The organism is Legionella sp. km535 (assembly GCF_003990085.1).
Lineage (GTDB): Bacteria > Pseudomonadota > Gammaproteobacteria > Legionellales > Legionellaceae > Legionella > Legionella moravica.
On sequence record NZ_RZGU01000020.1, the window covers coordinates 43,123 to 68,759 of the forward strand.

Sequence of the window (25,637 nt, forward strand, 5' to 3'; positions counted from 1 at the left end):
ATCTCAATTAGCGATCTATCTCACCAAATACTATATCCTGGCTTGCCAGAACAGCCACACCATCTGCAAGCATATGGCCTCTTACCATCTCATCAAAACTGGATAAATGAGCAAAACCCGGTGCACGAATTTTCATACGGTACGGTTTATTTGCACCATCAGAGATCATATAAATACCAAACTCACCTTTTGGCGCTTCCACCGCAGAGTAGACTTCGCCGCGTGGCAAACAAAAACCTTCAGTAAATAATTTGAAGTGGTGAATTAAGGACTCCATATCGTGCTTCATTTCAACACGACGGGGTGGGGTGATTTTATGGTCATCAATTTTCACTGGGCCTGGATGCTTTCTAAGCCATTCAATACATTGCCTGATAATACGGTTTGATTGCCGTAGCTCTTCAATACGTACCAGATAACGATCGTAACAATCACCCTTCTTACCTACGGGAATATCAAAGTCAACTTTATCGTAAGCAGCATAACTCTGCTTTTTACGTAAATCCCAAGCCACACCTGAACCCCGTAGCATTGGACCGGTAAAACCCCATTGCAATGCATCTTCTGGCGAGACTACACCAATATCAACTGTACGTTGTTTCCATATTCGGTTATCGGTTAAAAGTGTTTCATATTCATCGACGCAATGAGGGAATCGCTCAGTAAATGCCCAGAGAAAATCCAAAAGACTGCCTTCCCTGTTTTGATTCATTTTTTCTACTTCACGTTCATTATGCCAGCGTGAAGGTTTATATTTAGGCATTGAATCAGGTAGATCTCTTGCTACACCACCAGGACGATAATAGGTCGCGTGCATACGGGCTCCTGAAACTGCCTCATAACAATCGAACAGATCTTCACGCTCTCTGAAACAGTACAAGAACACAGTCATTGCACCGAGGTCAATTGCAATTGCTCCGACCCAAAGCAAATGGTTGAGTATTCTAGTGACCTCATCAAACATGGTGCGAATGTATTGCGCGCGGATAGGGGCTTCTATACCCAATAATTTTTCAATTGATCTGACGTAAGCGTGTTCATTACACATCATGGACACATAGTCCAGGCGATCCATATAGCCGATGCTCTGCAAATAGGGTTTTGTTTCAGCTAATTTCTCTGTTGCCCTATGAAGCAGGCCAATATGAGGATCAGCACGAACTATAGTTTCACCTTCCAGTTCAAGCACCAAACGCAAAACACCATGCGCTGCAGGGTGTTGAGGGCCAAAATTTAAAGTATAATTCTTTAATTCAATCATTTGCCATCACCCTCATTACCTGTGTAACGATTATCATTACGAATTACTTTAGGCACCCCAATTCTGGGCACAATATCTACGGGAGCATAGATGACCTTTTGCAACTTTGCATCATAGCGCATCTCAACATGACCACTCAGAGGAAAATCTTTACGAAACGGATGACCAATAAAGCCATAGTCAGTCAATATACGTCTAAGATCTGGATGGCCTTCAAAAAGAATACCAAACAAATCATATGCTTCACGTTCAAACCAGTTGGCACTTTTCCAAAGGTGATGTACTGATGGAACTATTAAATGTGCTTCGTCTATAAACAGCTTGACTCGTAAACGGTGATTTTTTGTTGTGGAAAGAAGATGGTATACAACCGCAAATCTGGGTTTATCGAGTGCATATGCTCTCGCTTCTTGACGCTCTACACCTCTTGAAAATCCATTTTCGGTAGCAGAATCGGTCTCCCAGTCATACTCACCGTAGAGTAAATAATCAACACCACAAATATCTATAAGCTGATCAAAAGAAAAGGATTCTCTATCTCGCAGTTCAAGCATTATGGGTAATAAATTGCTTTCATTACATTCAATGGTCACTTCATTATGCGCAACATTTATATTGCTTATGTGACCTGCTAATTCAGCATTGAGCTGTTCAACCAAAAAATCGTTTTTAGTCATCTGATTTGCACCTTTGATGCTCTTAAGCTTCTATTATTTGTTTACGTCTGATTTTATTCTGTAATTGAATGATGCCATAGAGAAGTGCTTCGGCAGTTGGTGGACAACCAGGCACATAAACATCTACCGGAACGATACGATCACATCCACGCACTACAGAGTAAGAGTAATGATAGTATCCGCCGCCATTAGCGCAGGAACCCATTGAAATGACCCAGCGTGGCTCAGGCATTTGGTCGTACACTTTACGTAAAGCTGGAGCCATTTTGTTGCATAAAGTACCCGCTACAATCATTACATCCGATTGACGTGGACTTGGGCGAAAGATTATCCCAAATCGGTCAAGATCGTAACGCGCAGCACCAACATGCATCATTTCCACAGCACAACATGCCAAACCAAAAGTCATAGGCCACATTGAACCACTACGAGCCCATCCAACAAGTTTATCGACCGAAGTCGTTATAAAGCCATTTTTTTGCAATTCTGCAACCGCCATAGCTAGCCTCTAAGCAGTTAATTAATAATAAACTCAATAATTGTTTGAACATTTACGAGATAAAGTTACTCCCACTCTAAAGCACCTCGTTTCCACTCGTAAATAAATCCAATAACTAATAAGCCAAGAAATAGCATCATACCTGCAAAGCCAAACCAGCCAATCTTGCGCAGAGCTAAAGCCCATGGAAAAAAGAAGGCGGTTTCCAAATCAAATATGATGAACAATATAGCAACCAGATAAAAACGCACATCGAAGGGAATATGCGAACTTTCAAATGCGCCAAAGCCACATTCGTAAGGAGCGTTCTTGGCATCGTCGGGGCTTCTCTTTGAAAATAAAGAGCCAGCGCCTATCATCGCCAGGCCTAATCCTAAGCCAACGATAATAAAAACGAGAACGGGTAAATATTGAGATAGCATCAGTTCACCTTGCTCGGATTATAAATGGTGCCGAAGGCCGGACTCGAACCGGCACGGCTTACGCCACCGCCCCCTCAAGACGGCGTGTCTACCAATTCCACCACTTCGGCATGTCTTGTCAAACTGTCCGTTATGTTACCCTCGATTTTCTGAAAAAACCATCACTTTAGACGCAAGACTCAATATAAACACTGAGGGTTGTCTCAGGATGAAAATTTCCATAATCCGTTCAGGCCTTCATAATGGAACATTATATTTCTTATTTTTTTACATCTGTACTACTATCAACCGGAACTGGTACTGAGCTTACTGGTACAGTTGTCTGTTGAGGGATAGCTTGCTGCTCTGCTTTTTGGTATTGCGTAGAAACCAAATAGGACAACATTAAGCTAGTGACAAAAAATGCCATCGCCAAACCACCGGTTAATTTAAATAAAAAGCCTCCGGTACCCTGACTTCCAAATAAAGTATTTGACGCCCCAGAACCAAAAGCTGCGCCAATATCAGCGCCTTTACCATGTTGTATCAGTACTAAGCCTATCAAGACTACAGCAACCACTACATGAATCATTAATATCAATTGATACATTTCACAATTTCCACAAACTGTTTCGCGTTCAACGATGCGCCCCCTACCAAACCACCATCGATATCTGGCATGGCAAATAATGCCTTGGCATTATTTTCGTTCACACTGCCTCCATAGAGAAGTGTTAAACGCTCAGCATCACTATTATTTACATCGGCAACCACTTCTCTTATGAACTGATGTACCTCTTGTGCCTGTTCTGGCGTTGCCGTGTTACCCGTGCCTATAGCCCAAACAGGTTCGTAAGCAATTACACAATCTGAAAAACATTGTTTATTATTTTCGCTTACAGCATGCAATTGTCTGGCAATTACTTGCTCTGTTTGTCCTTTTTCACGCTCAATAAGCGTTTCACCTACACAAAGAACAGGTATCATACCATGATCTTTTACATGGTGGAATTTTTGTGCGACAAAATTTTCATCTTCATGAAAATATTGTCTTCGTTCAGAGTGTCCCACCAAAACATATCTACAGCCAAACTCTTTTATCATCGGCGCTGACAGTTCACCAGTATAAGCTCCGGCATCCTTTGGGTAAACATTTTGTGCGCCTGTTTTAATAGGTGATTCACCTAATATCTCTTTAATCAAGGAAAGGTAGATGCTTGGAGGCATAATCACCGTCTCTACACAGGAATCCGATGTAATCTGATCTTTCAACTGGTTAGTCAATTGAACCACCAGCTCCAGGCGACCATTCATTTTCCAATTTCCAGCAACTATTTTACGTCTCATAGCCCCTCCCTATTTCAGGTTCGGACTATACCCAAACTTGGCTCAGATGTGTAGCATTATTCTGTGTTTTTTTTAGTATTGTTTATCTACAATTTTTACATAAAATGTGAATATCCTACTTGCTTAGTCCCGTTATTTCGTTAGAATCCTAAAGACTGTACAAGGAGGGTATACCAATGAATGAGATCATACTGCAATTATTGAATGAATTTTCTGCTTTAAAACAACCAATTGATCCGCTGATATTAAAAAACCTCTTCGACAAGACTCTGTTTTTAACAGAGGAACCATCCGCTGAATTTATGGAACATTTCAATGTACTTAAACGGTTGCATGAACTGGCTGTTGAGTACAACACATACAACAACCAATTAGCTGATCTGGAGCATACAATTCAAACTCATGCTGAATTATGTCAGCAAATCGAAATGACACAAAGTCAAATAACTGATTTACAAAAACGTATTCACCAACTGAAAAGTACCTTATTACCAATTTATAAGGATATTGAACTCAAAGCCAATGAGTTTACTTTAGCTTCTGATCCATTAGCCGTAATCAAAACAAAAACATCTTTTGTTGAAAAGAAAACAAAAGTAGCTGAATTTTCATCGAAATTGGTCAATATACGCACTGAAATTGATAATCGTATTGGCAAAGCCAAGCTAGTCATCAACAAATCCAAATTTGATACACTCGCAGCTGAACTGAAGGAACTCGATATCACTTGCTCACAAACCCAATCGACTCAATACATTCAAGATATCATCAGCAATGTTTCCTCTGAAACAGAATTTTTTTCAACCATGCAGAAAACCGCTCTCTTTCTTCAAAAGAAATTTTCTGAGCGGCTTTCCAATGAGAACCTGCCGCTACGTATTAGAGAGCTTGAACAGGAACAAGAAGAACTGACTGAACACAAACATGATATTGAAACTCAATTAGCTAATAATGCATTAGATGAAGAGGTAAAAAATCAATTAATTCAACAATTTACTTCCAGTACTGATAGAAGCGCCTTGATATATTCATATCGGAAAAAAATGGACTCGTTCTTAAATTATTTTGATCCCGTAGCATGGACTCTGTGGGGAATAAACCTTGTTACGCTACAAGATGGTAATAGAAAACACGATGAGGAACAACGCACTATCTCTCTTTCAGTTAAATTCCTTGAATTACTAACCAAGAAAAGCGAAACAGAAAACAAGCAGCTTAACATTACAAAAAGTATTACCGCACTTCAAGCTGAAAAAAATAAAGCACAACTTGTTGATCCACCCCAACTTCATGATACTCCATCCAATTCGATCAACACCCTGGAGCGTTCTGTGTTGGTTTCTGAAGCATTGCAGATATTATATGACCTGCCACCCTCATCCTATACGGCAACTATGGACCTCAATGAAAATTCACCGGACATGCATTTTTTAGAGACCATCATCCTGAATATTCCTGCTATATCGTATACTCTTGAAAGAAAAGCTACCGCGTTAACTAAGCTTAATGAATTATTTCTTATATTAAATGAGATTAATCGATTAAGAGCAGACTTTAATTTAATCTCTGATCACGATATTCTATTACCCACCATCCAAGATGCAAAAAATGAAGAGAAGACTTTTCCAGCTCTAGAAGCACAAAAAGATGAATATACAAAGCTCATAGGACTATGCGAGTCTTATCTTCAGGACGCCGAGACTTATGACAAACTGGCTCAACAGCTCACCCAAACTGTCGAATTGCTGAAGCAACTAAAATCCCATTTAAAAAGACCACCAAAAGAAGGTGTACTGGAGTCCATATCAAATCATCTAACTACCTTAAAAGATGTGATTTCCCTTAAATTAAATCAATTGATTGAATTACCAGCACCAGCAACCATAAACCTCAAAGCTGCAGAATCCAAAGAAACCCATTGGGATTCAAACCGCTCTGATAATTCGACAATATCGCAAGAAGATCCTGTTCATAGCGACTCACCACAGCCACCTATTTCAATTAATGTATTTTCGACTACTGCTCAAGAACAATTGGAACCAAAACAGAGGTTGAGCGAGGAATCTGAACCTTCAACGATAACACTTCCAGAAACTGGCCAATCAGACACAAAATCACCTGAATTGGGACTATTTCCAGAAGAGTCATCTGATGAATCGTTGTCGTGTTCATCTGAAGATGCAGATTCTGATTGGACATCTGAACTCGACTCACCATCTAACTCTGATGAAGATCAAGAATACACTGACTCATCCAGCGATTATGAAAGTAATGATTCTGATCTCCTTGATGAACGCCCCCCTGCATTTTCAAATTTATCACCGCCACAGTCCCCTCCAAATCCAGTAGGTTATTATCTGGATGCTCCTTCTGATGAAGACCATACTGGCTCAGTAAGCTCTGATAAGGAATCACCTGACAATGAAACGGATTTAGTGGAACATGTAGTTCCACCTCGAAGCCAGATTATTGATCCTAAACCTAGCTTTCTGGTTGTAAATCTTGCTGAAAATTCAGATCAACAAAGCCCGAGACAAGACTGTCAGCAATCGTTAGATCATCACATTGCCTTTGCTGCCCCACTAAGTCCTATATCGGAAAATGAATACAGCACCTCCAGTACATCAGACAAATCCAGTTGCTCAGCTGAAGATTTAACTTCTGAAGATCATGAAGATTATTCTCTGCAGAATCATAATCTTCTTAATACCATCAAATGGCATCATGAGATTCTGGGTTATCTGAACCGATTACCTGAGGTGATGCAAAAATGGTATAAAGAACTCTATCTCGAAATAAAAATTCAGCTTAATAATGAATTAAATTGCTACAAAGCGGCACATATTGTGCGCGATATTTTATTTGAAGTGGAACATATGAATAACACCGATGTACTGAATGCCTATATGCGTCTGTGTCCTCAACCCTCGCAAGGCATTGGAGCCTTACTTGCAATAAAACCTTCATTATTCATAACAGATGAACCCTATAATGAATCAGATATTATGATGGATTGTCCAAAAGAATTAAAAAAACATTATGATCATTATTCCAGATTAAAAAAAGAATACCCCATTGAAGCTGAATTATTCTTACAGGCGGTACGTTCGGTACATATGATGCAACTCTATGTAAAATTACCCAATCGAACTATTACAGCGGATCAGATCCCTTCGCTAGCAACAGATCCTCGTTACGACTCCTTAAAACGCCATAGGGGGTTTATGAAAGTCTGGGAGTTTTTAGAAGATCTTTACAGATTTATTTTGGGCAAAATTCAAAATCAATCAGTATATGAATATACTAAAAAACCGTGTTTATTTAATACTAAATCACATCGATTAATTAAGGAAGCAGATGAAATGATGCATGATCTGCTTCCATTAAACACACCTTAAACAGGAGTTTGTGAGCTATTCGCTTCTCGATCAATGAGGCTGATGTCGTCACATAATTGTTGAGCGTACTGCTTTACGATTGACTCATCAGCTCCTTCAACCATGACTCTGAGTAACGGTTCAGTGCCTGACGGCCTCAGTAAAACACGGCCTTGACCTTTCAACGTACCTTCAAGCGACTGAACCGCTTTTATAACCTGCGGATTTGATGCCAACATTGCAGCGCGATCTGTTTTCAAATTAACCAGAGATTGAGGCAGCAAAGTAATTCCCTGAGTCAACTCCTCTAAGGTTTTATCTTGTTTCATCATAATGGATAAAACCTGGAGTGCAGCAACTATTCCATCACCAGTTGTCGTCTTGTCGAGGCACACAATATGCCCCGATGTTTCGCCGCCAATCTTCCATTCATTTTCACGTAGTGCTTCTAATACGTATCGATCACCAACTTTAGAGCGAACAAAAGGAATATTTAGTGCCGACAGAGCCAATTCCAAGCCATAATTACTCATCAAAGTACCGACAACTCCTCCATGCAAAACATTTCTTTGCTGTCGATCTTTAGCAATAATATAGAGAATTTGATCTCCATTGATTAAATTACCTTTGGCATCCACTAAAATCAGCCTGTCACCATCGCCATCTAACGCAATACCAATATCAGCACCAGTGCTTAGAACCTTGTTTTGCAATAATTCAGGTGAAGTAGAACCACATTTCTCATTAATATTAAAACCATCTGGCCTATCCCCAATAGCAACAACAGAAGCACCCAATTCAGAAAAAACGTTGGGCGCGATGTGATAAGTCGCTCCATTAGCACAATCGACAACAATTTTTAACCCGGATAATCGTGACATAGAAGGTATCGTTGATTTGCAGAATTCAATGTATCGGCCTGCAGCATCATTAATTCTGGTTGCTTTACCCAGGTTAACCGAAGGCACTGTCTGCAACTGCTTCTCAAGTTCGGCCTCGATCAGAAGCTCAACACTGTCAGGAAGTTTTCCACCATCAGCAGAGAAAAACTTAATTCCATTATCTTCAAATAAATTATGTGAGGCACTAATAACAATTCCTGCATTCGCTCTTAGAGTCTGCGTCAAATAAGCAATTCCTGGAGTTGGCATAGGTCCCAATAGTGCTACATCGACACCAGCGGCAGACAGTCCGGCTTCCAGAGCGGACTCAAGCATGTATCCCGATACACGCGTATCTTTACCTATTACCACTTTCTTGCGATGTCCATTGCCAAGCACCCGGCCAACCGCCCACCCCAGCTTTAATACGAACTCCGGATTAATACTCGATAAGCCCACGTGCCCTCGTATGCCATCAGTACCAAAATATTTACGTTGACTCATCCTTACCTACCTTTTAATTAATTCAACCAAAACAGTGTTTAGACCATTCATCATCGTACTAAAATCCTACAGCATTAATGAACAAAATGTGTTCATTTCTTTCGAACCGAATCCTGTATTGCATTCACTGGATAGTCAAATCAGAATCATCTATACACGTTGTACACAATATAAATTTATTCAGCCAGCCTGACATACTGCATCAATCATGTGTAAAGCCTGCTGTGTTTCATTAACATCATGTGTTCTTAAAATCCCGACACCGTTCAGTGCAGCATAAACAGAAAGGGAGAGACTGCCAATCAATCTCTGATTTACTTCTTTTCCAAGAACCGCCCCTATTGTGCTTTTACGTGAGACACCTAAAAGTACAGGTCTATTTAAGTGAGTAAACTCATTGATCCGTTTCATCAAATGAAGGTTATTTTCTACTCGCTTACCAAAACCAAATCCTGGGTCAATAATTAACCGTTTTCTATTAATTCCTGCTTTCTCACAGGCATTAATACGTTCTAAAAAAAATTGTGTTAACTCAGACATCACTCCGAGAGGATATTGCGGATTATCTTGCATGTTTTGAGGGTCACCCTGCATATGCATCAAACAAACAGGGACGTTCAATTGAGCTGCCATCTCAAGTGCTCCCTCTTTTCTTAACGCATAGATATCATTAATGATATTCGCTCCGGCGCCCACTGCAGCATTCATTACCTGAGGCTTATAAGTATCAATCGATATACAAACATCCGAGTATTTTCTAATTTGGTTAATTACAGGCAGTACTCTTGATAATTCTTCATCAAGAGAAACGTAGGTTGCGCCAGGTTTTGTTGACTCACCACCAATGTCAATTATATCTGCGCCTTGGGCAATTAAATTAAAAGCATGCTCGCAAGCTCTATCCATAGATAAAAAGTTTCCGCCATCAGAAAATGAGTCTGAAGTAACATTCAATATCCCCATAATGAGTGGCTTTTGGAAACTGGTGGGAAAATTCGGCTGGCTTTTTTCTTCAAGCCAGCCTATAAATTGTTCTGGTGTCACCCGAGTACCTCTGTTAACAGCTTAAACATAACAAATCAATGCTCTTCAGCTGGATTTTCTATGGTTTCACCATTAACTGGTTTTGCAGTTGTGTCGTTGGATGCTTCTGTTTTTTCTAGAGGTTTTGATGCACCCCAGCCAGCTGGTGGCGAAGGTTCTTTTCCAGACATGATTTCTTTAATCTGATCCGCATCAATAGTCTCATACTTAATTAAACTCTCAGCCATCAGATGCAATTTATCCATATTAGCAACCAGAATTTCTTTCGCTCTTTGATAATTTCTATCAATAATAGCCCGAACTTCATCATCAATTTGCTGTGCGGTCCGATCTGACATTTCTTTATGTTTGTTCATTGATCGACCTAAAAATACTTCTTCCTCTTCTTCTCCAAAAGTTAGAGGCCCTAAGGTTGACAGTCCCCAGGTAGTAACCATTTTACGAGCTATTTCAGTTGAACGCATAATGTCATTTGAGGCACCTGTGGTTACACTTTCGAGGCCAAAAATAAGCTCTTCAGCAATTCGTCCGCCAAATAAACTGGATAACTGACTTTCCAAACGACGTTTACTATGACTGTATCTGTCTTGTTCTGGCAAGAACATCGTTACCCCCAGGGCTCTTCCGCGAGGAATGATAGAGACCTTATACACGGGATCATGCTCAGGCACTGACAAACCTACTATGGCATGTCCGGCTTCATGATACGCAGTAAGCTTTTTCTCATTGTCATCCATCACCATGGAGCGCCTTTCAGTACCCATCATGATTTTATCTTTTGCTTTTTCAAGCTCGATCATACCCACTTTACGCTTGTTTGCACGAGCAGCAAAGAGAGCGGCTTCATTCACCAGGTTGGATAAATCAGCACCGGAGAAACCTGGAGTCCCTCTGGCAATATCCATGACTTCAACACTGTTATCTACAGGTACTTTTTGCAAATGAACTCTTAATATTTGTTCACGACCCCTGATATCAGGCAAAGGCACAACAACCTGTCGGTCAAAACGTCCGGGACGCAACAGAGCAGGATCCAGGACATCCGGACGGTTAGTCGCGGCAACAACAATAACTCCTTCACTGCCTTCAAAACCATCCATTTCAACTAAAAGTTGGTTAAGCGTTTGCTCGCGTTCATCATGTCCACCACCAAGGCCCGCCCCTCTATGCCGACCCACTGCATCAATTTCGTCGATGAAGATAATACATGGAGCATGCTTTTTGGCTTGTTCAAACATATCTCGGACACGAGATGCGCCTACACCCACAAACATTTCCACGAAATCGGAGCCGGAAATAGTAAAGAAAGGAACTTTTGCTTCCCCTGCTACAGCCCTGGCAAGCAAGGTTTTACCAGTACCAGGAGAGCCAACCAGGAGAACGCCTCGAGGAATTCGTCCCCCCAGGCTTTGAAATTTGGTAGGGTCACGTAAGAAGTCAACCAACTCTTTAACCTCTTCCTTTGCTTCATCGACACCTGCCACATCAGCAAAGGTAACTTTGACCTGGTCTTCACCAAGCAATCGTGCTCGTGACCGACCAAACGACATAGCACCACGACCACCGCCGCCTTGCATTTGTCGCATAAAAAATATCCAGACACCAATTAAAAGCAGCATGGGGAACCAGTTGATAAACAGATGCAAGAGGAAACTCTCTTGTTGCTTTTCCTGGCCGCTAACATCCACTTTGCCTTTTAACAGTTCGCCTAAAAGTGCGTTATCCTGCATTGGCATATAAGTGACAAAGCGTTTATTATTTTTTGTCATCCCTTTGATGATCTTGTTATCTTCAATAGTAACTGAGTTCACCATGCCTTGATCGACTTCTTTCAAAAACTGGCTGTAAGAAACTTTCTCAGCAACAGAGTTTCGAGGACCAAAATTACTGAAAACAGAGACTAGCACAATCGCTATAATCAGCCATAAAAATAAATTCTTAACCATGTCGTTCAAAGTATTAACCTCATTAGTTACTTACAGCTTTGTTATGAGAACGATAATATAACCCTTGTAAATGAAGTTGCTTGTAATGGCGCATCTTTATCCTTCAAGAGATATATATAAAGCTACTATAAATTATAGCCCTTTGCCAGCAAATAGGTTTCTTTTGAACGAGATCTTGAAGCTGATGGTTTACGAATAACCACTCGCTCAAAAGATGCTCGCGCTTGTTTCACTAATTCATCAAACCCTGAACCATGAAAAATTTTAACTAACATAGAGCCACCCGGTTTTAACATTTTTTCTGCAAAATCAAAAGCCAGCTCTACTAAATACATGGCGCGAGGTATATCTATAGCCGAACTTCCACTCATATTTGGGGCCATATCTGATAATAACAAGTCCACACTACGTTCTGGAATTAAATTAATTAATTCCTGTAATACGATATCTTCCCTAAAATCACCCTGAATAAAAGTTACGTCGGGCAATGAATCCATAGGGAGTATATCTAAAGCAACAATATGACCTTTACCATTTAATCGTTCAGATACGTACTGCGTCCAGCCCCCGGGTGCCGCACCTAAATCAACAACGGTCATTCCTGGCTTCAGCAGCAGTTCCTTTTCATCCACTTCTTTCAGTTTATAAACAGCGCGGCTTCTGTAGCCCTCTGCCTGTGCTTTTTTAACATAAACGTCATCAAAATGCTCTTGCAACCAACGTTTACTGCTTTTAGTACGACTCATAAATTTCAAATATTATACTGGATTATCCTATGATACTGAATTTTACTACCTTTTCCCAGCAAAACGTGCAATAATTTGCCATTTTATCGATCAGGAACAACATAGTGGATACTTCGTTCAAACAATCACTTAAAGCACAGGCCCATCATTTGAAACCTGTAATACTTCTGGGAGCCAAAGGATTAACCGAAGCAGTTATTGCTGAAACCAATATTGCCTTGCTATCCCATGAATTAATCAAAGTTAAAATTAATGGCGCAGAAAAGGAAGACCGGTTGGAAATGGCGCACGAATTATGCCAACAATTGCAAGCTGAATTAGTACAGATGATTGGCAATACGGTCATTCTCTACCGTAAAAATGAAGAAAAGCGCAAATAAATCAGCTTAGTGGATTGCCAAACTCCTGAAGATATAATGCCCCTAATCGATACGACGCGTAATCGGTAATGTGTCCTGCGTCACGATAAACTGGAATCCCCTCAAGATCTGCTGTACAGCGATTATCGGGGCATTGAACTTTTTTGGGATCAATAATAATCAACTGAGGATATTTCATTTTCATCTCATCAAAAACCGCATTAATCCACTGTTCTTTCTCTGAGCTGTAAAAATTAAATTTACATTGTTCAGGATTATAAGATTGATGCAATTTTATGTGCCTGTAAAAACAAGCCAAGGCATTATTTTTCATGATTGCAGTCGATTTGATTAAAACAGGTTTGGCCCCAGAATTCGTTATTACATCCAAAGCATTGTCTAAAGCAACTTTAAACCGTTGCCTCGACAGCGCCTCAGAACGCGTGTCGCCAATCTGGTTAATGATGCTTTTAGTCAGGTAATTACTCCAGATTTGCCCGATTATGACGTAATCATAATGATTGTTACGAATTTTGCGATAATATTTTTGAGTCTGATCAAAACATTCCTGATAGACACTGTTTTTAAATGTCCACCAATCATAAAGAAAAATACCTGGTAATGTGAGGCACGAGGATGTACCTTCGGCCTGAATGGCTATCCCCGCATTTTTTCCCAATGTATCTATTAATCCCCAATAGTGGTTGGAAAAAGAATCTCCTATCATCAAAGCTGATTTGCTCTCTGCTTTTTTAGCACCCAATTTGCACACACGATCATAATCCGTGTATTTGTTACTAATACATAAGGGTCTTTGGGCACTGTTATAATCTTCCAATTGCTTATAAATATGTACCAACTCCTGATTAAAACGCTGCGGAAATCCCGATTGATACTTAATGACTGCTGAATTTAAATGGGTAAACGCAATAGGCAACAACAATAGAATAATAACAGTATAGTGAAACTGAATCTTATGATAACGCCTGGCAGGTTTTTCAATATAACGCCATGAGATGTAACCCAAAGCAAAGGTAAGCAGGTAGGCTAAAAACAATACCAGAGGCGTCTCGACACTGCCTTGATATCTTAAAAATGAAAACACAACCCAGTGCCAAAGATACAAGGAATAGGACAATACACCTATAAAAACCAAAGGCCTTGCTGAAAGAACTTTTACTAAAAAATGCTCCGAATTATACTGGCCCAAAGCAATCAAGAAGCCGGTTGCCAGACAGACCAAAAAGGCGTAACCATTAGGATATCCAAGAATTATCTGGTCAAGACTGGCCACATAAAAAATGATACTCAAAGAGAGTAGTCCCGCTATTGACAGGACATAATGATTTAAATTGGCACGATGCAAAGGCATTAACGCAATACAAGAACCTAATAAAAATTCAAAAATTCTACTGGAAAACAGGTAATAGGTTTGCGCTGGAATATCATGAGACTGTCGCAGGGTCATCACAAAACAAATAATGGTCAGAACCAAAACAACTCGAATCACATTTTTTTTGCTTACCATACGATGCAAAATGAACATCGCTATAGGTAAAATCAAATAACATTGCCATTCAATTGACAGTGACCAGGTGTGCAAGAGTGGCAGTTGATGAGTGTCAGGAGAAAAATATCCTGTCGTCGTATGATTAAAAAATAAATTCGAGATAAATAAAGACGTTTTACGTGCGCTGCGACTGAACTGGATTAAATCCTCAGGTAAAAAAAGCAAAAAAGATAAAATCGTAGTACATACGATAAGACAAAAAAATACGGGCTGAAGACGCCATAGTCTACGATTATAAAATTCAATAAACGAAAAACTTTGATTATTCAGGGACTCGCTGATTATGCGAGTAATGAGAAATCCGGAAATAACAAAAAATACATCCACCCCCACAAACCCGGAAGGGAGAAATGCCAGGCCTCCGTGGTAAATCAAGACCAGCAAAATCGCAATAGCCCTTAACCCATCAATATCCGGCCTGTATTTCATGAAAATAACTCTTGGGAATAAAAACCGGATGATTTTATCATCTTCAACCCAATCGATAAAATTAAATTTCTCTTATTCAGTGATTTGCGATAACTCTTTTTAGGAACTCTGAATCGATGTTCACAACTATCTGCCCTATTCAATTAGTGTGTATTGCCCCGCTCATCAAATGATTTCCATCGTCTCGCGAATTATATGATGAGTGAATTACCCCTATTAATCTTCTCTTAATTTATTATGAGTATAATTAGTTTTCCTTTATTAACGATGAACATTCTAATGACCATTAAAAATAGCCTGGATCAACATCAACAACTTCTTCAAATCTGTAGCAATTATAAAACGCACCTGGTTTCACAATCTAATCTGGCAGAACCGGTCATCAAAAGAAAATTAGAAATTATTGATTCATTACTTGAGTCTTTGGGAGATAATTTATATAGCATGAAAAATCAGGAACGCAGTCAATTCGTCGAACAATTTAAAAGTAAATTTTTTACTGTTAAAGACGAACTGTCACAACATAGGGATCCGTGTTCAATCCAATTTTTAAAAAATATCGGATATGCACTATCTATTCTTTTATGCGGTAGTGGATTATTGTTTTCTTTAATGACAAAAAATAGCCTGGCCTTTTGGAAATCACATGGCCAAATTACCTCAGACCAGGTGTCTCAAACACTGTCTGTCAAAATAGATGATAGCGAGTTGGATCCCAATCAAGAATATACAGTTCAACCAGGATGGAATTCATAAAAAGTCCTGGCACATACACCCTGCCCTGATTTTCTATCGCGATAGAAATACAGGCAGGGAATCTGTCGAAAAGATCAGTTTGAATTGAATCAAAATGATCTTTTTTATATTCAATAAGAAAGTAAACCTCCAATATCCCAATAGTACTTAAGTCTTCAAAAACAAGAGAGAATGCACGATACATCCCTCAATCACGTGACAGAGGCAGCGGTATTGTATAAACTAGCTCATACCACTGTCAGGTGTGATCCATACTTGCGGATGTACATTTGGCGCAATACCTACTCTCAACATGCTTATCAATGAGAGTAAATAAAATTATCGTATGACACATGATACTAAAACATATACCCAATGCGTTAACATTGTTTCGGTTAGGGCTAATTGTTCCATTTTTGATGTATTTATATCATCATGAGTACGTTAATGCATTTTATACCTTTATCCTGGCCGGAATTACTGATGGACTTGATGGTTGGTTAGCCCGTCATTTTAATTGGCAAAGTTTTTTTGGTTCTTTTGTTGATCCTCTGGCTGATAAACTGTTAGTAGCCTCAAGCTTTATTTCATTAGCACTCATTGGCTCGCTACCCTGGTGGCTAGTTATTCTGGTATTCCTTAGAGATTTTACCATCTCAATGGGAGTACTGGCCTGGTTTTGGTTTATTCAACGTAAACTTGATTTTGAACCCACTTTATTAAGTAAGTTCAATACCACATTTCAACTCATTCTGGTTACCCTATGCTTGTTTGAACTGGCATACTTTAAATTTTCTGTGTACTTAGTAGACTCTCTCATTTACTTAACGGCATTTACTACAGCAACCACGTATATTGATTATATCTGGACCTGGGGTAAGAAGGCCTGGCCCAAAAAAGAACAAACCCCATGAACAAGCAATTGGCTTTAGCAATCAAACTCAACGATGAAGCTACTCTCGCTGATTTTAATTGGGAGAATAACGGTCTATTGCAACAACAGCTAGCAAAGATGCTGACCTTGCAGGAAGACAGGTTACTTTATCTCTGGGGTCCCAAAGGCAGTGGAAAATCACATCTGTTGCAAGCCTGTTGCCAATCCGTCAATTTAAAACAATCGGCAATTTATCTTCCCTTGACGCTTCTTAAAGACTGGGGACCGCAAACGATAGAGGGGCTGGAAGAGCAAGATTTAATTTGTATCGATGATATAGATGCCATTGCGAATAACCCTGCCTGGGAAGAGGCCTTATTTCATCTTTATAATAGAATAAAAGATATGGAAAAAGGATTACTAATCATTTCCGGAAATCTGCCCCCAGCGAAAAGCACTATAAACCTGGCAGATCTTCGCTCACGCCTTGCCTGGGGATTAGTTATTCAACTCAATGAGTTAAGCGATGAAGAAAAAATCAAAACGCTTAAATTACATGCGTTTAAACGAGGAATTGATTTACCCGAGAGCGTAGGGCAATTCTTGTTGAACCGTTGTTCACGTAACATGCATGATTTACATCAACTGCTTAATCGTCTGGACGATGCATCCCTGGCTGCCCATCGTAAAATCACCATTCCCTTTGTTAAAGACATTTTAAAAATTTGAAAGACAATTCAAAACGTTTGACAATGCTCAAATTCGGTCTATAAATATTAGAGTTGGTTAGTTTTTATCCGCTCTTCGCCCAATACATTTTATGGATAAATTGAGACGAACGAGTAAGCGGAGATGTTCAATGGAGAGAACTATGAAAACTCAAGATGTTATAGCAATTGATTCATTTGTCATTGCAACTCAGAATTCTTTTTCAGGGCAATTAAGCGAAGATTTATATCGTTTTCTTTCAAAATTCTATCACCTGGCAGATCATGATGAATTTGAACGTTTGATCCTGCAACCAGAAACAGAGGGTGAATTGACAGTACTGTATGGAATGAATAAGGAAATAGCCGGATTTTCACGTATCTACAGGCACCAGGTTGATCTGAATAAAAAGCAGGTGATTGTGTACTCTGCTTATATTTATCTGAATCCGCTATATAAAGTGCGTCCAACAATAGAAAGCTCAGGGTTGACGCAAGCAATAAAAGAAAAACTGACAAACCCTCATGAAGAGATTATTTATCTCGCATTTGCAAACAATCCACTGACTTATGATTATATTTATCAGCTTAGTGATTCCATTTATCCTAAACCTTCTCAAAGAGTTCCTGAGCAAATACTGACGATCATTAATGCTTTTAAAAGGCAATATGGATGGATTACAACCAATTCCCATCCTCTTGTGATTAATTCACCGTTGGTGCCGCTAAGAAGTCAAAGCAATTTTACAATTGATGAGGGAGATGAATTGCATGAATTTTACTTATCAACAAACCCGGATTATTTACAAGGTAATTCATTGTTAGTCTACATGCCGCTTCATTTAGCAAACATCAATTATGGACTGGATCATCTAGACTCTAATTGTGAGTACAGCCAGCAGCCTTTTCATAGCCCATCTCACTTTGGCTACTCTCCTGCCTTGAAGAATTAAGATGAAATGAGTAGATATTGTTACTGGTATTAATAACTGGATTCTTATCCTTATTAGCACTTGAGGATTCCTCTGGGCTATGAGTTTCCTTAAGTGTTGTACTACTACTGACTTGTTGCCATTCAGAGATCTTGTTGATTAATGTCTTGGTATTTGAAACACGCTCCAATAAAATGTCCAATTTGCTTTCTTGATTTGCCAAATTTTCAGAATCACAGAGTTTATCTATTTTTTCTTCGTCAAGCCCAAACCAGGTACTAATCAGTTGTTTTACACCAATTCGCTCTACATTCCAGTAAAGACCGAATGCCGCAAAACCTATACCTAATCCAAACAAAACTATTGGAAAAAAAACAGGCGACACCGCGGTCATAAACAAACTCAAAACAAATACAGCAACAGACTGACCTGCAAAATATCCACTACCAAAAAATAACAACCCAGCGACCCAGGAAACAACGGTCTCGGCTAATTTCATGTTCTCGCTATTCAGTGCCATTTCAAATTGCTTGCTCGCTTGTGCTACGGCTTTAAGTCGAAATTGCAGCATCACAATTGTATGCTCATAGAGCTCCAATTTTTGACCTGTCAATTGAGTCAGGTCATAAGATTCCAGTGTTCTTCTAATTGCTTTAATTTCATCCAGCTGAGTTAGATAAATGTCTAGTAATTTAGGAGTATCTCTTAATTTTACCCCTAAATTCTGAGACACCTGGACGAGATCAAATCCATAAAAAACCACAATGGACAAGGCTGAAAATACAACACCAACTGCGAATATGGCTAAAGGGGGAAATGGCAATACCGATAATAAAGAGGCAATGCTGTCAAAGCCTTCGCAAGCAGCTAATAACGTCCCGGCAATTGCCAAAAGAATAAATTTATTTTGATTACTTGATGAGGCTGGTGGCTCTGCTTTTCTAACATAGGCATTAGTGCCTGGCATGGCGGTCAATAGATCTTTTAATAATTCAGCCCGCAACGAAGCAAGAATGAACTCAATTTTTTCTTTATAGGTTTTGGAAGAAGTCTCTGGAATTTTGAGTTCATCAGCCAGCCAATCAATCAATCGCACTGAGTCTACTGGAGAAACCAAAAATTCAGGAACTACAGCTTCAGGTCCATAAGCAGTGATCAATTCGTTCATTAATTTCTGAGAAGTTTCACTTAATTCAACCTGCACTCCCATGCCCGCTCCTTACTCTTATGAATTTGAAATTTTAATATGAGGCAGTATTTATTTTTAAATTGTTCCGGTAATACCCCGCCAGTGACGACATTTTAACCAATTATAATTAAATAAACATTAAGTGATCAGTATAATAACAACTTATTGGCGTAATTTGAATTTGATATGCTGAAATAAAGGAGCCTGGAACAGAATTGCAGTTAGGAGTTAGTTTTCTGAATCATTAAAAGCGCAGTACATAGGCATAAAGCACTATTATTCTCCGATTTCAAAAATATGGTATCTTGGAGAAAAGTCAGATTTGCGTGCAGGTTGAGCGAAAACCATTCTGTAAAAGCGCAGCATAGATGGCTATGTGAGCATTTTTCAGAATGGTTTTCGCTCAACCTGCACGCAAATATGGCTTTTCAATGAGTTGTGCACAAGAGCCAGGGACAAGGCCGCGGCAAATCAAAGAGATATCACGGCCCTTAATGGCTGGGAATATACGTGGTTGAAAACTCAACTGATTCGATTTCATTATTCGAACTTTTGTTGTTTGTAGCAATATATCGGCTTAAGCGCGGTGATAAAATCCACATAATCAAAGCAATCATCAACGTTACAAGACCGATGCAGGCAAACACATTAGTGTAAATAAAGAGAGACTCAACGCCAGGTTTTATGTTCTCGGGAAGCGCTGTATATGAAGCCACATAAGCTCCTATAAATCCAGCCACTGAAGAAGTCAAAAACCACATACCCATTACAAAGCCAACAATCCGTGTTGGGACCAATTCGGCAACCATAGCAACCCCGAGAGCGGAAACCAGAAGTTCTCCGAGACTTTGAAATAAATAACTGAATATAAGCCACCAGGAAGAGACCATGCCATTATCGGTATAAAAATAGCGGGCAAAATAAAGCATCAAGAAGCTCACCGCACACATCGTCATTCCCAGAGCAAATTTGTAAGGGATTGAAAACATGATTCCTTTGCGATGTAAGGCCCCATAAATATAAGCTAATACTGGACTCATCAACACGATCCAGATGGGATTAAGTGCCTGAAAACTTTGTGCATCAAAAGTTATCCCCATGACATTGGGAATCACATTGTTTACCGCGAACAAATTAAGTGACGTAGGCATTTGTTGGTAAAGTGTAAAGAAAATGACCGCCTCCACCATTAAAACAAGAGCCACGAGCATTTTCATAAATGCCGCTCTTTTTTCTTTCCTCATCATCAACCCGTATGCTACTAGGACCAATATGGTGATACACCACAACAAATTTTTAGCAATCATCACGTGTTGGAGTAAATAAGCGGACAGTTCAGTGAAGAATACAATGCCAACAAAGATTAAAGACCAATGCCAAAGCGTCATCTTGCGCATGTCTGCTTCAGTATTTATATGAGCAACATGGTGATGTTGAAACCAGTAATTGGCAAGCCCCAGAACAAGCCCTATTGCACTGATTAAGTATGCATACGAATAGCCATATTGGCTAGAGATAGATGGCCCAACAATCAAAGCAACCATGCTGCCTAAATTAATAGCCATATAATAAAGAGTAAACCCGCCATGCAACCGGGGATCATTTTCTTCATAACATTTTGAAAGTAAATTAGATGGGTTTGCTTTAAACAAACCATTACCCACACATATCAATCCCAAGGCCAGAAAAACATGCTCCTTATCAGCAAAAGCAAGGGAAAAATATCCTGCGACCAAGACCACCAAACCCAACACAATAGTCCTCTTGGTACCTAGAACCCGATCGCCCATATATCCGCCAATGACCACCATACCATAAACCAAAGCAGAAAAGGCTCCGAAGGTATAGTAGGATACCATATCGCTGTATCCTAAATATCGGATAAAATAGAGAGTGAGAATACCCTGGACTGTATAAAAACCGAATCTCTCCCACAATTCCAACATAAAAATCATGTGAAATGCGCGCGGTTGTTCACGTAATAAATTCAGCATGAGTCCTTATTCCTTAAGGAGGGTAAAATTTTAAATTATAGGAATTTTTTGCTTTTTGCAACGGACTTTCAAAGATAAATATTATGGAGTCAGGGATGCTCACTAACCGCTTCATTTTCCCCTTCATCTTCAGTATCGACAACTTCTGAACCCATGTCCGCATCAGGGGTTGGCTCTGTCTTAAATAATGAAGTTCGTTTCAGTTTTAAACCATCCCCATCCAGTTCATAATCATTGTCTGATTCCTCAGACTGTTTATGCTGATGCTCCGAGTATTTTTTAATAGCCTCCTTGCTCATTAAACTAGCCAATACAACGGCAGTAGAATCGACTTCGTGAACCCTTGATCCATGCTCGGGTACAGTATCTTGAGAAACAGTTGGGTCAATGGCTTTGCTCTCAGGAAACTCATCATCAGTAACAGCATCATCAGGAATCTCACTATTAGTGACCGCACTATTGAGCGATTGATCATCAGGTGATATTGGACTGGATACAGGGTTATTGAACTCTGAAATATTCTCCAAAACGGCCTTATGACTATCCTCCAGCTGATGATCGTTCGCCAAATGCTCTTTTGACTCGTTTTGAACCGGCTCTTCAGTGGGTTTAAATTGATTCATTAACCAATTACCAAGGAATTTAAATACCGGGGTCATTAACCTTGCGAAAAGATAAACTCCACCGGCTATCGCAGCGCCAGCGAGTATCCATCCACCTACAGGAGGAACAAATAAGGTCACTACAAGGCCAATAATGGATAGTGACGTTAAACCAATACCAATACTTTTATCCAGTACACGCATCATACCGACACGCGCTATTTTTTGTTCTATATGCAACTCTTGATTTTTCAAATCAGAAAGTAGCAATTTTTGTGAATTATAGCGCTCTTCTAAATCCTTAATGTTCAATGCCAACAATTCATCCCCGGTCGATGCAGTCAATTGTTGTTCTAATTCTTTAGCCTCTTCCTGAAGTGTTTTCATCTCCTCCTCTGCCTTGATAATTTCTTCATGGAGCAACTTTCGCTCTCTACCCAGTTTGTATTGATTGATAAGAGTTCGAGCCAATAAAAAGATGCCAAAAACCAAACCAGTCCCCGCGCTAACAAAAGCAATCACTGGAGCAGTCACTGGACTAACGAGAGCGGTTATTGCAAGACCTAATAAAAATGCGGAATAAGCCCATCTTAAGTTAGTACTCATTTTAATAGGAATTTTTTCATTAAAGAGATAGGCTGCAAAATAAATCAAAGGGATACGGACAAAATCAAAAATAGCCATGGCAAGCACTGCGAAATGAAATCCATGGGCGATCGATTCGTTTCCAAAAGAATCATTCACTTCAGTGACGCGTTCGCCTATGTTGATAGCGGCATCTGCTGCATCATCAAACTTTAGAGAAAATTTTGATATCCAGGGAATTCGGGCTAAGGCCGAGCTAAATAATGATTTATTGGTTAAGGGAACCAATGTGTAATTGACAGGAGCTTGAATGGCCTTCAAAACCTCAATCTGCCCGGTTTTATCCTGCTCATCTTCTTTTACACCACTATCGAGTACCATAGTGTCACGCATCAAATGAAATATCTGTATAAATAATATACCAATAAATTCTTAAGATAAAATGACGTGTCATTTCTTCCTTGGAAATTTCCATTAAAATCAGCTATATTTTCCAATATAATAATTAAAAAAAAATCACGATGGTTAAAAAAGCCCTTTATCTAGCAGGTGGTGGTGCCCGAGGCGCTTATCAAGCAGGCGTTCTGAAAGCAATCGGTCATATACTGCAAACCAAAAAACTTCCCTTCGATATGGTGAGCGGAGTGAGTGTCGGCAGTATCAACGCAGCCGTACTCGTAGAAAACGCCGATGATTTTCCTGCTGGACTGGATAAACTGGAATCTATATGGGGCGAAATTCATTGCCAACAAATATATAAAGCCAGTAATTATGAACTAGGCAAATCCGTGATGCGAAACCTGAGTACCTTGATAATAAAACAACGTCAGGCGGGTCATCTTCTGGATACCTCCCCTTTGCGCCAATTTCTTGAAGAAACCATAGATTTCACTCGTATTGAGCAAAATATTGCAGCAGGTAATCTGGATACCTTCGAAGTTTTAACTGCACGCTATGAAACACACCAAACCATTTCATTTTATGATCATTGCCAACCTGAATTTGAAGATTGGAATTACCCTCGTCATAGCAGTCAACGAGCAACGATTAACGCTGAGCATATTTTAGCATCCAGCGCCTTACCTTTATTCTTTCCGCCAATTCATCTTGATGGATTTCATTACGGTGATGGAAGCGTGGGACTTGGTACTCCGCTAAGAGGGGCAATACGATCTCATGTCGATAAAATCATGATCCTGGGTACAAGAGAACTTCCTGAATTCACGGACCCTGAAACCTTACGAAACGGTGACATTGCATTTGCTCATATATTGGGAAATATGATGAATGGGTTGTTCCTGGACAATCTTGATAGAGATATTGAGATGGTCAACCGGATGAATGAAATAGCGACTCTTCTGTCCATGTGGAAAAAACGCCGTTCGCCATGGCGACCAATAACAACCCTACACCTTCGCCCAAGCAGAGACATGGCTTCTGTAGCACAAGAACACTTTCAAAGTATGCCGGCTTTGCTCCGTTATCTGCTCAACATCCTGGGAGCAAAGAGCCACTCAGGTGACCTTTTGAGCTTTTTGCTTTTTGAAAAAGAATTTACTCGTGTACTGCTTGATCTAGGCTATCAGGACACGATTGCATCTGCAGATGAAGTGACCGCTTTTTTTAGTTAGGCTGTATTGACAATTCATCCAATGTTTCCGCAGGCCAGGTGACGTCGAAATCAGAATGGTCAATAGCCTCTTTCTAATTCTGTATCATCCACTTGTTCCATAGTTTCTTTATATTAAATTCCCAAAAAATTTTTTAATAACTCGTTATTTGAATCGGGCTCATAATCCACCCATATATTTCTAAAAATCTATAATTAACAAATAATATTTTAAAGTTAAAACTTAGGATAAATTATGAAAGTAATTGACTGGAATCAGCCATCAAGTTTTGTTGATTTATTCGAAAATATTTCAATAAGCTGTTCGAATAATAATCGTTTTAATCTAAATAATCCAACGTGGATAAGCCATGTGACTGATAATTTTGGTGAATGTGATGAAATAGCTAATAATTTGTTAATTTTATTTAAAATAAATGTTCACGCAATCAGGTGTTATCATGCTACAAGATTATTCTTCCCCAAAAAAATTTACAGAGAAGGTCTTAAAAAACTTTCAGAAAAGCTAATTGTTAAGATATGCCGACAAGCCGGGTATTCCCCCAATAAAAAAGAAAAAGAAATAATTTTTGCTAGATATCATAATTATAATTCTATTATGAAGGATGGAACTCGAAATAACATTTATGTCCAACTGGATAAATACCGAGATATGTTATGTGAGGAAAGTAATACTCCTCAGCACAATTGCTCTTTCTTTGACGGAGGAGAGGTGTTTGGAAATGTTTTGCCAAATACCTTATCCTCTCAACTATTAAAGGTACTGAAAACCAGGGGAATTCCCACTTTAATTTCAATCGATCTTCCTTTATCTAATAAATATCTAAACGATAATTATATAGTAAAAATTGCAAATACTTTCTTTTGTTCTTGGTTTAATTTAAAGGTTTTAAATGGTGAACCATTTCCTAATACATGTGGATTAAATATTCCTCTACAAATTAAGGGGGAATATGTGAAAGACATTTTATTATTTCCGAATTAGGCAACGTCCTTGAAGTTTTGTAAACATGACTTGATCTCGAATTGAAAAATCTGTGCTCAACTCAAGATCAAGTCATGTTTACAAAACTTCAGGGACGTTACTTAGATGGAGCATAATTAAAAAATAACAATATTAGACCTATCTCGGAAATTTTGAGTCCAACTGACTAATTTCAGGGTAACGACCAATGGTTATCCTATTAAGTTATCTATTGATGAGTTTTTCGACATAGAACGCTTTAGTGACGTGGTCAACCAAAATGTTACACCCCAGTTAAGCAACTTTCATTAATAAATCGCTCTGTTTTTCAAATTGATTTGGGCTTAAATATCCCAAATATGAATGTAATCTGTGGCTGTTATA

The 25,637-nt window shown here is 39.3% G+C and carries 23 protein-coding genes and 1 tRNA gene; 8 read left to right on the forward strand and 16 right to left on the reverse strand.

Going from position 1 to position 25,637, the window contains the following annotated elements:
* Positions 1-7 precede the first annotated feature (7 nt).
* The 7 genes from ELY21_RS11995 to tpiA form a co-directional block, all read right to left on the reverse strand.
* Positions 8-1,261, reverse strand: coding sequence for an NADH-quinone oxidoreductase subunit D (locus ELY21_RS11995; protein WP_028382716.1), 1,254 nt, complete (start codon positions 1,259-1,261; stop codon positions 8-10).
* Positions 1,258-1,938 (reverse strand): NADH-quinone oxidoreductase subunit C, encoded by a 681-nt coding sequence (locus ELY21_RS12000; protein WP_127109809.1) that lies wholly within the window; start codon positions 1,936-1,938, stop codon positions 1,258-1,260. The genes ELY21_RS11995 and ELY21_RS12000 overlap by 4 nt, the downstream gene beginning before the upstream one ends.
* 22 nt (positions 1,939-1,960) lie before the next feature.
* On the reverse strand, positions 1,961-2,437 hold the full coding sequence (locus ELY21_RS12005; protein WP_028382718.1) for an NADH-quinone oxidoreductase subunit B family protein: 477 nt from the start codon (positions 2,435-2,437) through the stop codon (positions 1,961-1,963).
* A gap of 65 nt (positions 2,438-2,502) precedes the next feature.
* Positions 2,503-2,859 (reverse strand): NADH-quinone oxidoreductase subunit A, encoded by a 357-nt coding sequence (locus tag ELY21_RS12010; RefSeq protein ID WP_028382719.1) that lies wholly within the window; start codon positions 2,857-2,859, stop codon positions 2,503-2,505.
* A 25-nt stretch (positions 2,860-2,884) separates the two neighbouring features.
* Positions 2,885-2,969 (reverse strand) — tRNA-Leu (locus ELY21_RS12015).
* A 149-nt stretch (positions 2,970-3,118) separates the two neighbouring features.
* Complete coding sequence (secG, locus tag ELY21_RS12020; protein ID WP_028382720.1) at positions 3,119-3,448, reverse strand: preprotein translocase subunit SecG; 330 nt, start codon at positions 3,446-3,448, stop codon at positions 3,119-3,121.
* On the reverse strand, positions 3,436-4,185 hold the full coding sequence (tpiA, locus tag ELY21_RS12025; RefSeq protein ID WP_028382721.1) for a triose-phosphate isomerase: 750 nt from the start codon (positions 4,183-4,185) through the stop codon (positions 3,436-3,438). The genes secG and tpiA overlap by 13 nt, the downstream gene beginning before the upstream one ends.
* Positions 4,186-4,361: 176 nt before the next feature.
* Here tpiA and ELY21_RS12030 point away from each other — a divergent pair, with 176 nt between their 5' ends.
* Positions 4,362-7,583: a hypothetical protein gene (locus ELY21_RS12030; RefSeq protein WP_127109811.1), complete on the forward strand. Its 3,222-nt coding sequence runs from the start codon at positions 4,362-4,364 to the stop codon at positions 7,581-7,583.
* Here the strand turns inward: ELY21_RS12030 and glmM are convergent.
* The 4 genes from glmM to rlmE all read right to left on the reverse strand — a co-directional run bounded on the left by glmM (position 7,580) and on the right by rlmE (position 12,683).
* Entirely contained in the window at positions 7,580-8,947 is a 1,368-nt protein-coding gene (gene glmM / locus ELY21_RS12035) for a phosphoglucosamine mutase (protein ID WP_127109813.1), read from the reverse strand. The two genes, ELY21_RS12030 and glmM, sit on opposite strands and share 4 nt — an antisense overlap.
* A 180-nt stretch (positions 8,948-9,127) precedes the next feature.
* On the reverse strand, positions 9,128-9,991 hold the full coding sequence (gene folP, locus ELY21_RS12040; protein WP_127109815.1) for a dihydropteroate synthase: 864 nt from the start codon (positions 9,989-9,991) through the stop codon (positions 9,128-9,130).
* 35 nt (positions 9,992-10,026) lie between these two features.
* On the reverse strand, positions 10,027-11,937 hold the full coding sequence (ftsH, locus tag ELY21_RS12045) for an ATP-dependent zinc metalloprotease FtsH (RefSeq protein ID WP_035921101.1): 1,911 nt from the start codon (positions 11,935-11,937) through the stop codon (positions 10,027-10,029).
* 125 nt (positions 11,938-12,062) lie between these two features.
* On the reverse strand, positions 12,063-12,683 hold the full coding sequence (rlmE, locus tag ELY21_RS12050; RefSeq protein ID WP_028382726.1) for a 23S rRNA (uridine(2552)-2'-O)-methyltransferase RlmE: 621 nt from the start codon (positions 12,681-12,683) through the stop codon (positions 12,063-12,065).
* Positions 12,684-12,787: 104 nt separating this feature from the next.
* Here rlmE and yhbY point away from each other — a divergent pair, with 104 nt between their 5' ends.
* Entirely contained in the window at positions 12,788-13,063 is a 276-nt protein-coding gene (gene yhbY / locus ELY21_RS12055) for a ribosome assembly RNA-binding protein YhbY (protein WP_028382727.1), read from the forward strand.
* A 1-nt stretch (position 13,064) separates the two neighbouring features.
* Here the strand turns inward: yhbY and ELY21_RS12060 are convergent, their stop codons facing one another.
* Positions 13,065-15,041 carry an acyltransferase family protein gene (locus ELY21_RS12060; RefSeq protein ID WP_127109817.1) on the reverse strand — a complete coding sequence of 659 codons (1,977 nt, stop codon included), beginning with the start codon at positions 15,039-15,041 and terminating at the stop codon, positions 13,065-13,067.
* Positions 15,042-15,320: 279 nt separating this feature from the next.
* Here ELY21_RS12060 and ELY21_RS12065 point away from each other — a divergent pair, with 279 nt between their 5' ends.
* The 4 genes from ELY21_RS12065 (at position 15,321) to ELY21_RS12080 (ending at position 18,310) form a co-directional block, all read left to right on the forward strand.
* Positions 15,321-15,797 (forward strand): hypothetical protein, encoded by a 477-nt coding sequence (locus ELY21_RS12065; protein ID WP_158618557.1) that lies wholly within the window; start codon positions 15,321-15,323, stop codon positions 15,795-15,797.
* 332 nt (positions 15,798-16,129) lie between these two features.
* Positions 16,130-16,690, forward strand: a complete 561-nt coding sequence (locus ELY21_RS12070; RefSeq protein ID WP_127109821.1) for a CDP-alcohol phosphatidyltransferase family protein — start codon at positions 16,130-16,132, stop codon at positions 16,688-16,690.
* Positions 16,687-17,379 (forward strand): DnaA regulatory inactivator Hda, encoded by a 693-nt coding sequence (gene hda / locus ELY21_RS12075; protein WP_028382732.1) that lies wholly within the window; start codon positions 16,687-16,689, stop codon positions 17,377-17,379. Before ELY21_RS12070 ends, hda begins: the two co-directional genes overlap by 4 nt.
* A 142-nt stretch (positions 17,380-17,521) precedes the next feature.
* Positions 17,522-18,310: a hypothetical protein gene (locus tag ELY21_RS12080; protein ID WP_199741709.1), complete on the forward strand. Its 789-nt coding sequence runs from the start codon at positions 17,522-17,524 to the stop codon at positions 18,308-18,310.
* Here the strand turns inward: ELY21_RS12080 and ELY21_RS12085 are convergent.
* The 3 genes from ELY21_RS12085 to ELY21_RS12095 form a co-directional block, all read right to left on the reverse strand.
* On the reverse strand, positions 18,237-19,499 hold the full coding sequence (locus ELY21_RS12085; protein ID WP_127109825.1) for a hypothetical protein: 1,263 nt from the start codon (positions 19,497-19,499) through the stop codon (positions 18,237-18,239). The genes ELY21_RS12080 and ELY21_RS12085 overlap by 74 nt on opposite strands.
* A 470-nt stretch (positions 19,500-19,969) precedes the next feature.
* Complete coding sequence (locus ELY21_RS12090; protein WP_127109827.1) at positions 19,970-21,472, reverse strand: oligopeptide:H+ symporter; 1,503 nt, start codon at positions 21,470-21,472, stop codon at positions 19,970-19,972.
* 89 nt (positions 21,473-21,561) lie between these two features.
* On the reverse strand, positions 21,562-23,052 hold the full coding sequence (locus ELY21_RS12095; RefSeq protein WP_127109829.1) for a hypothetical protein: 1,491 nt from the start codon (positions 23,050-23,052) through the stop codon (positions 21,562-21,564).
* 128 nt (positions 23,053-23,180) lie between these two features.
* On the opposite strand from ELY21_RS12095, the gene ELY21_RS12100 reads away from it, so the two are divergent.
* Positions 23,181-24,290, forward strand: coding sequence for a patatin-like phospholipase family protein (locus ELY21_RS12100; RefSeq protein WP_028382736.1), 1,110 nt, complete (start codon positions 23,181-23,183; stop codon positions 24,288-24,290).
* A gap of 234 nt (positions 24,291-24,524) precedes the next feature.
* The gene (locus ELY21_RS12105; protein ID WP_127109831.1) at positions 24,525-25,274 is read left to right on the forward strand and encodes a hypothetical protein; all 750 of its coding nucleotides are present in this window, start codon (positions 24,525-24,527) and stop codon (positions 25,272-25,274) included.
* 273 nt (positions 25,275-25,547) lie between these two features.
* Here the strand turns inward: ELY21_RS12105 and ELY21_RS16045 are convergent.
* Positions 25,548-25,637, reverse strand: a 90-nt coding sequence (locus ELY21_RS16045) for an IS3 family transposase (RefSeq protein WP_370272522.1), incomplete at its 5' end; no start/stop codon positions are given.